General features: G+C 70.5%; 10 protein-coding genes and 1 tRNA gene. 8 read left to right on the plus strand and 3 right to left on the minus strand.

All coding sequences use genetic code 11. From position 1 onward, the window contains the following. Positions 1-59 precede the first annotated feature (59 nt). The 4 genes from QE454_RS08155 to QE454_RS08170 are packed head-to-tail and all read left to right on the plus strand — an operon-like array spanning position 60 to position 5,335. Positions 60-1,520, plus strand: coding sequence for an NAD(P)/FAD-dependent oxidoreductase (locus QE454_RS08155; RefSeq protein WP_307456239.1), 1,461 nt, complete (start codon positions 60-62; stop codon positions 1,518-1,520). After that, complete coding sequence (locus QE454_RS08160; RefSeq protein ID WP_307456237.1) at positions 1,517-2,395, plus strand: universal stress protein; 879 nt, start codon at positions 1,517-1,519, stop codon at positions 2,393-2,395. Before QE454_RS08155 ends, QE454_RS08160 begins: the two co-directional genes overlap by 4 nt. After that, positions 2,392-3,951, plus strand: a complete 1,560-nt coding sequence (locus tag QE454_RS08165) for an APC family permease (RefSeq protein WP_267787904.1) — start codon at positions 2,392-2,394, stop codon at positions 3,949-3,951. The genes QE454_RS08160 and QE454_RS08165 overlap by 4 nt, the downstream gene beginning before the upstream one ends. Positions 3,952-3,973: 22 nt before the next feature. After that, positions 3,974-5,335, plus strand: coding sequence for an NAD-dependent succinate-semialdehyde dehydrogenase (locus QE454_RS08170; protein ID WP_210073319.1), 1,362 nt, complete (start codon positions 3,974-3,976; stop codon positions 5,333-5,335). 62 nt (positions 5,336-5,397) lie between these two features. Here the strand turns inward: QE454_RS08170 and QE454_RS08175 are convergent, their stop codons facing one another. After that, entirely contained in the window at positions 5,398-6,828 is a 1,431-nt protein-coding gene (locus tag QE454_RS08175; RefSeq protein WP_309668581.1) for a hypothetical protein, read from the minus strand. 1,350 nt (positions 6,829-8,178) lie between these two features. Continuing rightward, a complete protein-coding gene (locus QE454_RS08180; protein WP_307456233.1) occupies positions 8,179-10,002 on the minus strand; it encodes an HSP90 family protein in 1,824 nt (607 codons plus the stop codon). A gap of 254 nt (positions 10,003-10,256) precedes the next feature. On the opposite strand from QE454_RS08180, the gene QE454_RS08185 reads away from it, so the two are divergent. The 3 genes from QE454_RS08185 (at position 10,257) to nusG (ending at position 11,832) form a co-directional block, all read left to right on the plus strand. Beyond that, a tRNA-Trp gene (locus tag QE454_RS08185) sits at positions 10,257-10,329 on the plus strand. Positions 10,330-10,371: 42 nt separating this feature from the next. Beyond that, on the plus strand, positions 10,372-10,647 hold the full coding sequence (gene secE, locus QE454_RS08190; protein WP_210073325.1) for a preprotein translocase subunit SecE: 276 nt from the start codon (positions 10,372-10,374) through the stop codon (positions 10,645-10,647). Between the two features lie 60 nt (positions 10,648-10,707). Further along, on the plus strand, positions 10,708-11,832 hold the full coding sequence (gene nusG, locus QE454_RS08195; protein WP_307456231.1) for a transcription termination/antitermination protein NusG: 1,125 nt from the start codon (positions 10,708-10,710) through the stop codon (positions 11,830-11,832). A gap of 289 nt (positions 11,833-12,121) precedes the next feature. Here the strand turns inward: nusG and QE454_RS08200 are convergent, their stop codons facing one another. After that, positions 12,122-12,973 carry a hypothetical protein gene (locus tag QE454_RS08200; protein ID WP_307456229.1) on the minus strand — a complete coding sequence of 284 codons (852 nt, stop codon included), beginning with the start codon at positions 12,971-12,973 and terminating at the stop codon, positions 12,122-12,124. Between the two features lie 839 nt (positions 12,974-13,812). On the opposite strand from QE454_RS08200, the gene rplK reads away from it, so the two are divergent. Beyond that, the gene (rplK, locus tag QE454_RS08205; RefSeq protein WP_013585556.1) at positions 13,813-14,244 is read left to right on the plus strand and encodes a 50S ribosomal protein L11; all 432 of its coding nucleotides are present in this window, start codon (positions 13,813-13,815) and stop codon (positions 14,242-14,244) included. Positions 14,245-14,247: the final 3 nt, after the last annotated feature.

The raw sequence follows: 14,247 nt of genomic DNA on the forward strand, positions 1-14,247 counted from the left end.
CGCGAACGCCGCCGTCGGGGCCACACCTCCGACTCCGCACGACAAGTAAGGACGTTTTCATGGACGAGATCACCCGAGACGTGGTCGTCATCGGAGCCGGCGCCGCCGGTCTCACCGCCGCCAACGATCTTCGCAAGGCCGGACTCTCGGTCACCGTGCTCGAGGCGCGCGACCGCGTCGGCGGGCGTCTGTGGACCGACGTGGTCGACGGAGCGATGCTCGAACTGGGCGGCCAGTGGGTCTCGCCTGACCAGCAGGCGCTCATCGACACCGTCGCCGACCTGGGACTGTCGACCTACAGCCGCTACCGCGAGGGCGACAGCGTCTACGTCGGCCCCGACGGTCGGGCCAAGCGCTTCACCGGCGAGATGTTCCCCGTCGCGCCCGAGACCGAGAAGGCCATCGACGAGGTGACCGCGCTCCTCGATGAGATGGTGGCCGAGATCGACCCGGACCGGCCGTGGGATCACCCCCGGGCCGCCGAGTGGGACCGGATCTCGTGGGACGCGTGGCTGCGCGAGCAGACCGACGACGACGAGGCCGTCCGCAACCTGGCGTTCGCCACGGGCTCCGCGATGCTCACCAAGCCCACGCACACCTTCTCGCTGCTGCAGTCGCTGCACATGGCGGCGTCCGCGGGCTCGTACTCGAACCTCGTCGACGCCGACTTCATCCTCGACAAGCGCGTCGTCGGCGGCCTCCAGCAGGTGCCCGAGCTGCTGGCCGAGCGCCTCGGCGACGACGTGCTGCTGAACCAGCCGGTGCGCCGCGTCATCTGGGGCGACGTCGCCGCGACGGCGGAGCGCCCCGCCGACTCGGCGACGGGACAGCGGGTCGACGACCTGCGCGCGTTGATCGCTCGCGTCGAGGCCGCGAAGACCTCCTCTTCTGGGGTCACGGTGATCGCGGACGGCGTCACCGTCCGTGCCCGCTTCGCGATCTTGGCGCTGGCGCCCGTGCTGTACTCGCGCATCTCGTTCGAGCCCCCGCTGCCGCGCCTGCAGCACCAGATGCACCAGCACCTCTCGATGGGCTTCGTCATCAAGGTCCACGCCGTGTACGAGACCCCGTTCTGGCGCGAGGACGGCCTGTCGGGCACCGCCTTCAGCCCGTACGAGCTGGCACACGAGGCCTACGACAACACCAACCACGGCGACGAGCGCGGAACCCTCGTGGGCTTCGTCTCGGACCACAACGCCGACGATCTGTTCCGCCTCAGCCCCGAGGAGCGCAAGGAGCGCATCCTCGACTCGCTCTCGCGCTACTACGGTCCCCGGGCGAAGAACCCCGTCGTCTACTACGAGAGCGACTGGGGCACCGAGGAATGGACCCGCGGCGCGTACGCCGCGAGCTTCGACATGGGCGGCCTGCACCGCTACGGCGCCGAGCTGCGCGAGAGCGTCGGACCCCTCCACCTCGCGTGCAGCGACATGGCCGGGGCCGGCTTCCAGCACGTCGACGGAGCGATCCGTCAGGGCCACCGTGCGGCCGACGAGATCCTCGATCGGACGCGCGGATGAGCGCCCGCCGCGTGGTGGTCGGCTACACCGCGACCGACGCCGACGCCGGCGCCGACGCCCTCGCGCTCGGCGCGCGGCTGGGTGCCGCACTCGACGCCCCGGTGCACGCGGTCGTCGTGCTGCCGTCGGCGGAGAACAACGTCTCCATCCCGACGGATGCCGGGTACGAGCGCCTCGTGCAGGACACCGCCCGCGGCTGGCTGCGCGAGGCCGTGGCGCCCTATCCCGGCATCCGGGGCCACGTCCGCCTCGCCCAGGCGGTGTCGGACGGACTCGTCGCGGCGGCCGAGGAATTCGATGCCGAAGTCATCGTCGTCGGCACCGGCGGGGGAGGACCCCGCGGCCGTCACCGCCTCGGCACGACCGCCGAAGAGCTCGTCCACTCGGCACCCGTGCCCGTCGCCCTCGCCCCCGAGGGCGCGCGCAAGGTCGACCCGTCCGTCGGGCTGCCGCGCATCACTGCCGCGATCGGCACGCGACCCGGAGCCGACGTCCTGCTCGACACCGCGGCATCCCTCTCCCGCCGGGCGAAGGCGCCCCTGCGGCTCCTCTCTCTCGCGGGCGTCGACCTGCCCGCTCGCGTCGACGTGTCGCTGACGCGGCTCACCGGCCAGGCGCACGCAGAGAGTGTCCTCGAGTCCGTTCGCTCGGCCCTTCCCGCCGAGATCGAGGCCGAGGCCGTCGTCGGCGCGGGCTCCGACATCGAAGACGCCGTCTCGCGCATCGACTGGCAGCCCGGCGAAGTGGCCCTCGTGGGCTCGAGCCGGCTCGCTCAGCCCCGCCGCCTGTTCCTCGGTTCCACCGCGGGGCGCATCCTCCGCGCCCTTCCCGTCCCCATGATCGTCGTGCCGCGCACCTCGGAGGCCTCCTCATGACCAGTACTCCCAGCGGCGCGAGCCCGGCGCCCGACAGCGCCGTCACCACCGGCATCTCGAACAAGGGTCTCCGGGTCGGCTCGATCGGCATGATCGGCGCCGTCGTCATCGGGATCTCGACCATCGCCCCCGCCTACACGCTGACCGGTGCCCTCGGCCCGACCGTCTCGGCCGTCGGCTTCCAGGTGCCGGCGATCATCCTCGTCGGCTTCATCCCCATGCTTCTCGTCGCGCTCGGCTACCGCGAACTGAACTCGAAGATGCCGGATGCCGGCACCTCCTTCACCTGGGCAGCCCGCGCCTTCGGGCCGTGGGTCGGGTGGATGGCGGGCTGGGGCCTGATCGCCGCCACCGTCATCGTGCTGTCGAACCTCGCCGGTATCGCGGTGGACTTCCTGTTCCTGCTGATCGCGCAGGTCACCGGCAACGCCGAGATCGCCGAGCTGACCCGGGTCGTCCCGATCAACGTCGCGGTCTGCCTGATCTTCATGCTGCTGGCCACGATCGTGTCGTATCGCGACCTGCAGACCACCCAGCGCCTGCAGTACGGCCTGGTCGGGTTCCAGATCCTCGTGCTGCTGGTCTTCGCGGCCGCAGCCGTCGTCGAGATGCTCAACGGGAACGCTTTCGATGCGAGCCCCGTCCAGGCGTCGTGGTTCAACCCCTTCGAGGTCCCGTCCTTCAGCGCCTTCGCCGCCGGGCTCTCGCTGTCGATCTTCATCTTCTGGGGGTGGGACGTCATCCTCACGATGAACGAGGAGACGAAGGACCCCGACAAGACACCGGGTCGCGCCGCCACCGTGACGGTGTTCCTCATCGTCGCCCTGTACCTGCTGATCGCCGTCGCCCTGCTGATGTTCGCGGGCAACGGCACGGGGGAGTTGGGCCTCGGCAACGAGGACATCCAGGAGAACGTCTTCTTCCACCTGTCGGGCCCGATCCTCGGACCCCTCGCGTTCCTGGTCTCGCTCGCGGTGCTCACCAGCTCGGCATCCTCGCTGCAGGCGACCTTCGTCGGCCCCGCCCGCACGCTCCTGGCGATGGCCCACTACGACGCCCTGCCGAAGAAGTTCGCGAAGGTCAGCCCGCGCTTCTTCACCCCGGGCTACGCCACCATCGTCTCGGCGGTCGTCGCCTCCGTGTTCTACGCGGTCATGCGCGTGCTGAGCGAGAACGTGCTCACCGACACCATCACGGCCCTCGGCGCGATGATCTGCTTCTACTACGGTCTGACCGCGTTCGCGTGCGTCTGGTACTTCCGAAAGCAGTGGTTCGACTCGGTGCGCAACGTCTTCCTGACGCTGCTCGCCCCCCTCGTCGGCGGGCTGATCCTCGCGGTGCTGTTCGTCACCACCCTCATCGACAGCGCGAGCCCCGACTACGGCTCGGGCTCCGAGATCGGCGGTGTCGGCCTCGTGTTCGTGATCACCGTGGTGATCATCGTGGTAGGAATCGTGCTCATGATCGCCCAGCGCATCGCGAGCCCCGGCTTCTTCCGGGGTGAGACCCTGGGTCGAGAAGCCCCCGCCAGCGCCCGCCGCCGCATCAGGTCCTGACAACGAAACGAAAAGGAGCACCATGAGCGACTACGCCGTCGTCAATCCCGCCACCGGTGAGACCCTCGCCGAGTACGACACGTTGAGCGATGCCGGGGTCGATGCCGCCATCGCCTCCGCGCACGACGGGTACCGCGTCTGGTCGCGCACCGCTCCGGCCGAGCGCGCCGAGGGCCTGCGGCGCGTGGCCCAGCTGCACCGCGAACGCCGTGACGACCTCGCCGCGATCATCGTCCGCGAGATGGGCAAGCCCCTCGAGGCGGCACTCGGCGAGGTCGACTTCGCCGCCGACATCACCGAGTACTACGCCGACAACATCGACAAGATCACCGGTGACAGCCCGCTGGACATCCTGGGCGAGGGATCCGCGGTGATCCGCCGCTCGCCGCTGGGCGTGCTGCTGGGCATCATGCCGTGGAACTTCCCGTACTACCAGGTCGCCCGTTTCGCGGCTCCGAACCTGGCTGTCGGCAACACGATCCTGCTCAAGCACGCACCCCAGTGCCCCGAGTCGGCCGAGGCCCTGCAGGCGATCTACCGCGACGCGGGCCTGCCCGAGGGCGCCTACGTGAACATCCGCGCCACCAACGAGCAGGCGGCGATCATCATCGCCGACCGTCGTGTGCAGGGCGTTTCGGTCACCGGGTCCGAGCGTGCGGGCGCCGCCGTGGCCGAGATCGCCGGCCGCAACCTCAAGAAGGTCGCGCTCGAGCTCGGCGGGTCCGACCCGTTCATCCTCCTCTCCACGGATGACCTGGATGCCGCGGTCCAGGCGGCCGTCGACGCGCGCCTCGACAACAACGGGCAGTCGTGCAACGGCGCCAAGCGCTTCATCGTGATCGACGAGCTGTACGACGCCTTCCTCGAGAAGTTCACGGCGGCGCTGGGCGAAGCCAAGGTCGGCGACCCCTTCGCCGACGACACGGTGCTCGGGCCCCTGTCGTCGCTGGCCGCGGCCGAGCGTCTCGACGAGCAGGTCCAGCGCGCCCTCGCCCAGGGCGCGACCGTCGAGGTCGGCGGAACCCGCGACGGAGCGTTCTACCCGGGCACCGTACTCACGGGAGTGACGCGCGAGATGGACGCCTACGGTGAGGAGTTCTTCGGCCCCGTCGGCACCGTCTATCGCGTCTCGAGCGAAGACGAGGCCGTCGACCTCGCGAACGACACCGGTTACGGCCTCGGGTCGTACGTCTTCACCACGGATGCCGAGCAGGCACAGCGCATCGCCGATCGCATCGAGGCCGGCATGGTCTACGTCAATGTCGTGCTCGCCGACTCGCCCGAGTTGCCCTTCGGCGGCGTCAAGCGCAGCGGCACGTCGCGCGAGATGGGGCTGCTCGCGGCCGACGAGTTCGTGAACAAGAAGCTCATCCGCACGGCCTGAGGGGCTTTACGACGACGGCGGCATCCCGCGGGATGCCGCCGTCGTCGTAAATGAAACTGCGGTCAGCTCGGCAGGGTGCCGCGCACCTCGGCCGCCTCGCCGTGGCGGCCGAGCGCCTCGAGGGCGTCGCCGAGGTCGATGGCGATCGCCTGACGCAGCTGCTCCTGGCCGGCGGCGTGCTCGTGAGCGGAGCGCAGTACCGCGGCGGCCTCCTCCGTGCGCTCCGCATCCCGCAGGATCCGGGCAGCGAGGAGTTCGGACGCGCCCGCCTGCGGCACGCCCCCGGCGGCGAGGAACCCGTCGGCGGCCTGGAGCGCATTCGCGACGGCGTCGTCGGTTCGCCCGGTGCCGGCGAGGATCCGCGCGCGCGTGTCGAGGAGGTCGGCCACGAGCCATTCCGCCTCGTCGGTCCGACCGATCTCGAGCGCTTCGTCGAGGACCGCGATCGCGTCGTCGTCCCCCCGATGTGCCTTGGCCTGCGCGAGGGAATGGAGGGCGTCGGCGAGCATGCCGCGGTTGTCGGGGTCGGTTCGAGCAGCCGCGACCGCCGTCGTGAGGGTGTCGACCGCTTCGTCCCCGCCGCCGAGCCGGCCGAGCAGGTGCGCGCGCGCCACGAGTGCCGATGCGCGGCGAGCCGGTTCCCCGGCCTCGACGTGCAGGTCGGCCGTGATCTCCCACGCACGCAGGGCGTTGTCCCATTCCTCGGCCTGTTCGAAGGCCCGCGCGAGCAGCCCCACCGTGATGGCTCGTGATCCCGGTGCCTCGTTTGCCGCTATCTCCCGCTCGAGCACGTCGTCGATCACCTCGATGGCCTCGTGGGCCGCGCCGGCGGCCACGAGGGCACGGCCGAGACCGTAGAGCAGTCCGGTCGTCGGCTCGCCGGTCGTCTCGAGGCGTTGCAGGGCGACTCGGTAGCCGGCGACGGCCCGGTCGTTCTCGCCCGCGCGTTCCGCGAGCTGCGCGCCCAGCGACATCGCGCTCGCGACGACGTGATCGTCGGCGTCCCACGCCAGGAGCAGCCGCGTAGCCTCGTCGGCGTCGTCGGCTCCGTGAAGGGGCTCGCCCAGCGCGTCGCGGATCGTCGCCCGATCCATCAGCAGGCGCACGCGTCGTCCGGGGGCGACCGCGTCCTCGGACAGCAGCGCGTCGAGCGACTCGAGCGCGCCCTCCGGGTCGTCGGCCGCCCGCCGCACGTCCGCTTCGAGGTGTGCCAGAGCGTGCGCCCGCTCGACATCGCCCTCCGCCGCGTACAGCTCCCGGGCGCGACGGCTCGCGTCGAGGGCCTCGTCGAGCCGCCGTTCGACGAGGTGGCGGTAGGCGACGATCGTCAACAGGTGGGCCGTCAGATCGGCGGGGGCGTCGGGGTGGGCGTCGAGAGCACGGTGCGCGGCGTCGTCGTCGACACCGAACAGGGCGAGGCCGAACTCGGCCTCGATGCTGGCGCGGGCGTCTCGCCCCATCGCGCGCAGAGCCTCTTCTCGCGCCGTGAGCACGGCTGCGGCGTCGTCGAGGCGGTCCTCGGCGACGAGGCGCGCGCAACAGCGCGAAGGTCAGGGGTACGCGATCGGCGGCCTCGGCGTCGTCGAGCACATCCGCGAGGGCGTCGATCGCGCTCGGGGTGCCGACGGCGGCGAGCACCTGGGCGCGCTCGATGCGTTCGGCGAGATCGCGCTCGCGAGGGACGGTGGCCGCAGCGGAGAAACCCGACGACGACAGCGGCACGTCGTAGTGCTCCTGTGCGAGCGCGCGCGTGCGCTCCAGCCGGCGCGCGTGCGCGTCGGTGCCGTTGCGGCGATCGAACGCCGCCGCGATCTCATCGGCGCGCGCCCAGCACAGCGAGGCGAGCTCGGATGCCGTCAGCATCTGGCCGCGCCCACCGAGCAGCGGCGCGAGCTCCGCGGCATCCGAGCCTCGTACGGGGGTGCCGCCGTGGCCGGCGCGGGTCACGGCGTCCAGAGCCAGCGCGAAAGCGGCCAAGGCCTCCTGATGGGCCTCGGCGTTCAGGCCATCGTGAGCCAGCCACCGCAGGTGCTTCTCGACGAGGGTCAGGGCGCGCGCCTCGTTGCCGGTCAGGGCGCAGAACACGACGTTGTCGGCGATGATCGTGAGGTTGTCGGGGTTCTCCCTCGCCAGACGGTAGCTGCGCAGATGGAACGCGCGGGCCTGATCGAGGCGACCCGCCCGCAACAGCGGGAGAAGGGCCAGAGCGAGAGCGCGCTCGGGCTCCTCTCCGCAGGTGAAGCCGCCCTCGACCATCTCCTCGACCAGGCGGATGGCCTCGTCCTCTCGACCTGTCTCGGCGAAGAACCCGGCGAACTGGCTGCGGACGCAGGCGTCGCAGTGGCTGTAGTCGTCACGCGGTGTCGCCTCGAGGCGTTCGCGCAGCGCGGCGGCCTCGTCGATGCGCCCGGCCGCCCACGCGTCCTCGAATCGCGCCATCACCGCACCGCTCATGCCCACACCGGCGCGGTGGTAGTGCTCTTCCATGTCATCGAGGACGGCGTCGATCTGCTCGCTCGAGAACTCCGGCGAGCCGCGCAGGGCGCCGGCCATCCACTTGTACTGCCAGAGCAGGTCGCCGGCCGGCTCCAGCTCGGCGGGGAAGCGCTCGGGATCCGCGTCGTGCTGCGCGAGGCACCACGCGAAAGACGTGAGCATGAGATCGGTGTCGCCGATCATGTTGGCGCTCGAGGTCTGACGCAGGCGCGCTTCGTACTCGAGGCGCGCGTCACCGCTGTCCTGCGCGCGGGCCACCGCCTCGGCGACGAGGGCTCGCTCCCGGGGGCCCCACGGCGTCCGGTCGATCTCGTCGAACAGGGCACGGATGCTCTCGGCGGCGGCGGTCATGCGGGTCCTTTCGTCGTGGGGTCGGAAGAAGAGGCGGCGAGTTCGACCAGATCGGCCAGGGCCGATGACATCAGCGCCCGGTCGCCCCCTCCGAGGGGGTGGTGGCCGGCGAGCAGCGCCTGGACGTAGAGCAGCTGCACGCCCGCCGTGAAGGCGCGCCCCTCCGGGGCGTGTGCGAGGCGTTGCACGGTCGGGTTCGTCCAGTTCAGGCACAGGCGAGAGGCGGGCGGGTCCTGCGCGTGGTCGCGCCCGCGCGCGCCGGCCCGCTCGGCACGGTCGAGGACCCCCGCCCACAGCGAGCCTCCCGCGCTGCGCGCGCGACCGCGGTCGAGCGCGCGCAGCACGTCGGGGTCGGCGACGAACAGTGCTGGTGCTTCCGCGCGTTCGAAGGAGCGCGTCACCACGTCGACGGTGCCCAGGGCGTCGCGAGCGCGCTCCTCGAGCGCGAGAGCGAGCGCGCGCTGGTCCCACGGCGCAGGGGCGAGGCGATCGATCTCGTCCACGACGTCGACGGCTTCGACGCGGACGTCCGGGAACACCTCGGGCAGCAGCCGGATGAGTTCGTCGTCGTACAGGTAGCCGCCGTTGACGAGGACCGAACCGGTCGATGCGACGCTCGCGACCTGTCGGAACGCCTCGACGGTCTCGGTGAACCGCACGGGGGAGGAGCGCCCGACGAGGTCGTCGATACGAAGACGCCCGACGTTCGTCTCGACCGAGAGCCAGGGCACGATGAACCGGGCCAGTTCGTCGTCGTGGCGGACCAGCGACTTCAACGCCACTTCGTGGACGCTCACGACCTGCGCGAGGCGGAGGGGGTCGCTGAGGGCGAGATCGAGGATCCACCGGCGAATGGCATCCCCCAGCTCGGTCCGGGTCTGCTCGAGCGCGTCGTCCGCCACGAGCGCCTCACGGCTCGCCGTGGGGTGCAGTCCCGCCGAGTCGACCACCGCGCGCACGAAGAACGCCCAGTCCGGCAGGAGGTCGTCGGCGCGTTCGGTGAGCAGCATGCGCTGCAGGTACACCCGGGTGCTCTGGCGAGCGGTGGATGCCGGGGCGAACGGCAGCACGAAGGCCAGGCCGCGAGTCTGAGTGGCGGGGACCGAGAGAGGGATGATCGCGAGCGGTTCCGCGCCCAGCAGCTCGCGCCCATAGGCGGCCTGCTCCTCCCGGTCATCGCCGAGGAACGGGGGAGCCGCGGTGATGGTCGTCTCGCCGTCGGCGGGAAGGTCGACGCTCACCGAGATCGGGAGGTACCGCCCGAAGGTCTCGGCGAGCTCGATGACGGTGGCGGTGCTCAGCAGCGCCCGGCTGTCACTGCGCGAGCGCAGGTGCACGCTCGTGCCCACCGGGGTGTCCTCGGGGCCCGGGCCGACCTCGAAGGTCCCGTCCGTGTACCCCCTCCACTGCACGGGCGCGGTGCCGCGAGCACTGCGGGAGCGGATGACGATGTCGTCGCACACCATGAAGCACGAGAGCATGCCGATGCCGAACTGCCCGAGGAAGTCGGAGCGCGGCAGATCGAACACGTCGCGCTTGGAGCTGCGGCCCACCGTTCCGAGCAGGTCGGCCACCTCGTCGGGCGTCAGCCCCACCCCGTCGTCGCGGAGGACGAATTCGTCGGACGAGGCGCTGATCGGGGTGATCCGAACGCGACCGCCGCCGCCGTCGACCTCTCGTCGGGCGGCGATCGCGTCGACGGCGTTCTGCAGGAGCTCGCGCAGGAACACGCGGGGGCCGGAGTAGATGTGGCGGCTCAACAGGTCGATGACGCCGCGCAGATCGACCTGGAACTGCTGGGCGGGCGCGTGCGAACTCATCGGGGTGCTCCTGAACTCTCGCCGGTCGCCGATGTGTCGGGGGCCAGGATGGCGACCGTCCTCCAGCCTATCCACGAGCCCTCGACGACGGCCGCACGGGGGCTCCGTTCGTCGGCGGTGCGCCCGATGCCGTACACTTGCAGTGCAGTCGAAATCTGCATTCTTTCGCCATGCCCCCGGGCGTGCGGCATCCCTCCTCGAGGAATTCCGGGCGGAAGCGCGTCGATTTCGCATCCTGGATCCCGCGGGATCTTAGGGCGGTAGCTCAATTGGCAGAGCAGCGGTCTCCAAAACCGCAGGTTGCAGGTTCGATTCCTGTCCGCCCTGCGCACAGCGCACGCTGGCACAGACACAGACCTAGGTGGTTCGATGACGCAGGACGAGGCGAAGGGCGAGATCGTCGCCGAGCGCGGCGCGCCCCGCGAGAAGAAGCTCAACTTCTTCGCGCGGATCGCCCTGTTCATTCGTCAGGTCTTCGCGGAACTGCGCAAGGTCGTCACGCCGACGCGGCAGGAGCTCTTCAAGTTCACCGCCGTCGTCCTCGGGTTCGTCGTCGTCATGATGGCGATCGTCTACGGCCTCGACGTGTTGTTCGTGTGGATCACCACCGCCGTCTTCGGCGTCCCCGGTACCGCCGGCGCCTGACCGGCGTCTGGGCGGACGCGCGGCCCCACGAGCGGCCGCCTCTGAACGGAAGAGATCACAGTGTCTGAAAGATATGTCGACGACGCCGACTGGGCGACGGCCGCTGAGCAGTCCAGCGAGGACGACGAAGCCCAGGAGGGCAACGTGCTCGCGTCTCAGGAGCGTGCCTCCGACTCGGCCGAGCACACCGCGGTCCACATCGTCGATGACGAGACCGACACCGACGACGCCGACCTCGGCGACATCGACATCACCGACCCGGAGGCGGACGCGATCGTGAACGACGCTCTCGAGATCGACGAGACCAGCGAGGCCGAGGCCGCCGCCGAGGTCCTGAACGACTCCCTCGCGGAGGAGCAGGCGGAAGAGGCCGCCGAAGCCGCTGACGAGGTCACCCCCTACGACGGTCCCGACGTGAACGGCGAGCCCGACGCTCCCGTCCTCGACGAGGACTTCGTCGACGAGGTCTCCGCCGCCGCGGGCGAGGTCGACGCGGCCGAGGCCGCCGAGTCGCCCGCCGATGCCGCCAGCGACGTCGACGGCATCGACGCCGACGAGGACGCCGACCCGTACGAGGCGTTCCGCGCCGAGCTGCGTTCGCTCCCCGGTAAGTGGTTCGTCATCCACTCCTACGCCGGGTTCGAGCGCAAGGTGAAGGCCAACATCGAGCAGCGCAAGTCGACGCTCGAGGTCGAGGACGACATCTACCAGGTCGAGGTCCCCATGGAGGACGTCGTCGAGATCAAGAACGGCCAGCGCAAGATGGTCAACCGCGTGCGCATCCCCGGCTACGTGCTGGTGCGCATGGACCTCAACGAAGACACCTGGTCGGTCGTTCGCCACACCCCCGGTGTCACCGGCTTCGTGGGCAACGCCCACAACCCGACCCCGCTGCGCTTCGAAGAGGCCTTCAACATGCTGAAGAGCCTCGTCGAGGTCAAGGAGGCCGCCCCCGTCAAGGGCGCCGCCGCCAAGGGCTCGGCCACCACGGCTCGCGTCATCCCCGCCGAGGTCGACTTCGAGACCGGCGAGACGATCACCATCAAGGAAGGCTCGTTCGCGGGTCTGCCCGGCACGATCAGCGAGATCAAGCCCGAGAGCGGCAAGCTCACGGTGCTCGTGTCGCTCTTCGAGCGCGAGACCCCGGTCGAGCTGTCGTTCGACCAGGTCACCAAGATGATCTGACGCCCCGCGTCTTCGCGAACGCCCCGCTCGGCTCGGTCCGGCGGCGCGTTCGCCGTCTCCGGTGCCGCGCGGTGCTGTGCCGCGCTGCGTTGTGCCGCGCCGTGCCGCGCTGCGTTGTGCCGCGCCGTGCCGCGCTGCGCTGTGCCGCGCCGCGTGCCGCGCTGCGCTGTGCGGGCGCGGGCACCTCGGCGGGTGGGCGGGCGGAGCCCTGGTCCCCACGCAGAAACGCTCTGCGCGCGCAGAAACGCGTGGTCATCGCGTTTCTGCGCGCGGATCGCGTTTGCGCGGGTCACTTCGAGCGGACATTCCTGCCCACCGACGCCAGCGCGGCCACCTCGGCACGGCGCACCTGTCGCAGTCCCGCTGCCGTCAAGGCGTTTCGCAGCGCAGTCACCCCCACTGCGCCTGGGTAGTCCCATCGAGCGATCTGCCACCCCTCTCGGCGGAGCGCGTCCTCGCGTCGCTTCTCCGCACGGACCGCCTCGGCCGCTGCCACGGGATCCTCCCCGCCGTACTTCAGCCACCCGTCGCACTCGCCGATGATGTTCTGCTCCGGCCAGCAGAAGTCCGATCGGAATATCCGTCCTTCGACGTCGTGCTCGACCTGCAGCCGGGGCGAGGGAAAGCCGCACCACTCGATGACCGCGCGGCTGATCGACTCCGCCGGGGACTCGGCCAGCGGCGTGGCATGGGTCAACGCCCATCGCATGCGCCGTGCTCCGTACGCGTTGCGCTGCAGAGCAGCGCGCTCGAGTAACCGCTCGCTCTCGAGGCCGAAAGCTCGTAACGCCGCGTCGGCGACCGCGACGCCGAACGCGGGAGGCAGCGCACGGCTGAGATCGATGACCACGTCTTCGACCGCGGTGAGGCCGATGCCGACGACCGTGCATGTGGGACGCGTGTCGAGGCTGGTGTGTACGGTGACGTCGCCGTACCTGACCGACCTCGCGCGGCGTGCGTCGAAGATGTGGATGGTGCGGGGGTGACCGAAGATGGGGAGCCCGAGCAGCGCCGCAGCCGATTCGTGCGAGAAGACGGCATCCGGTCGCGTCAGTGCGAAGGCGTGGACGCGGGCGAGATAGCGATCCCACGGAGGTAGTGCGTCCCACGCGGCGCGGACGGCGTAGATACCGGTTCGCACGCGAACCAGAGATTCGTCGCGCCAGAGCGGTGGTCCGGGCCGTGGCGTGTCCGAGGTGAACATCAAGGGAGTCGGTGACGCGCGCAGCGCGCGGGGAACGGCATCCATTCGGCGAGGGTGCCAGGTTCACGGACAGCATGTGTGCGAGCTGTGGACAACCCCCGCGCGACCCAGGAGTAGGCGGGGGCCGTACGGGTGTCGGGGGCACCGTGATCGGCGGGCGGTGCGGGCGCAGGGTCACGCACGCGCATAAACACCGTTCGCGCGCAGAAACGCGCGGTCATCGTGTTTCTGCGCGCGGATCGCGTTTATGCGTGCTGCCACCGGTGCTGCCACCGGTGCTGGTGCTGCCGCTGGTACTGGCGGTGGTGCTGGTGCTGCCGCTGGTACTGGCGGTGGTGCCGGTGCCGGTGCTGGCGCTGGCACTGCCGCTGCCGCTGCCGCTGCCGCTCGCGGTGGTCGTGGGCGGAGGTCGGCGCGCAGGTCGAGGGGGAGCGGGCCCGGGCCGGCGACCCGCTCGCAGAAACGCTCGCAGCCCACAGAAACGCGCGGTCATCGTGTTTCTGCGCGCGGATAGCGTTTCTGCGTGCCGGGAGGCGAGTGCGCGGGCGTGGCGCGGGTGCGCGCAGGCGGGCGGGGGCCGAGGCGGGATCCGCTCGGGCGGGGAGAGCGTTGAGCGGTGCGAGGCGAGGACGGGAAGAGCCGCGGATGCCGAAACGCCCGGCGTCGCGTACAATGGCAAGGTTGCGTGCGTCAGTGCGCAACGACCGCTGCCCGGAACCGCCGGGCGTGCGGGAGAGAGGGAGCCGCGAGGCCCCCGCTCGAGAGAGGAAAAGGATATGGCACCCAAGAAAAAGGTGACCGGCCTGATCAAGCTCCAGATCAAGGCAGGCGCGGCCAACCCCGCACCGCCGATCGGTCCGGCGCTCGGTCAGCACGGCGTCAACATCATGGAGTTCTGCAAGGCCTACAACGCGGCGACCGAGGCCCAGCGCGGCAACGTCATCCCCGTTGAGATCACGGTCTACGAAGACCGCAGCTTCACCTTCATCCTGAAGACCCCGCCGGCGGCGGAGCTCATCAAGAAGGCGGCTGGACTGGCCAAGGGTTCGTCCACGCCCCACACGGTCAAGGTGGGCAAGCTCACCAAGGACCAGGTTCGCGAGATCGCCACCACGAAGCAGCCCGACCTGAACGCGAACGACATCGAGGCCGCCTCGAAGATCATCGCCGGCACCGCCCGTTCCATGGGCATCACGGTCGAGGACTGAGGG

The organism is Microbacterium sp. SORGH_AS_0454 (assembly GCF_031453395.1).
Taxonomy (GTDB): domain Bacteria; phylum Actinomycetota; class Actinomycetes; order Actinomycetales; family Microbacteriaceae; genus Microbacterium.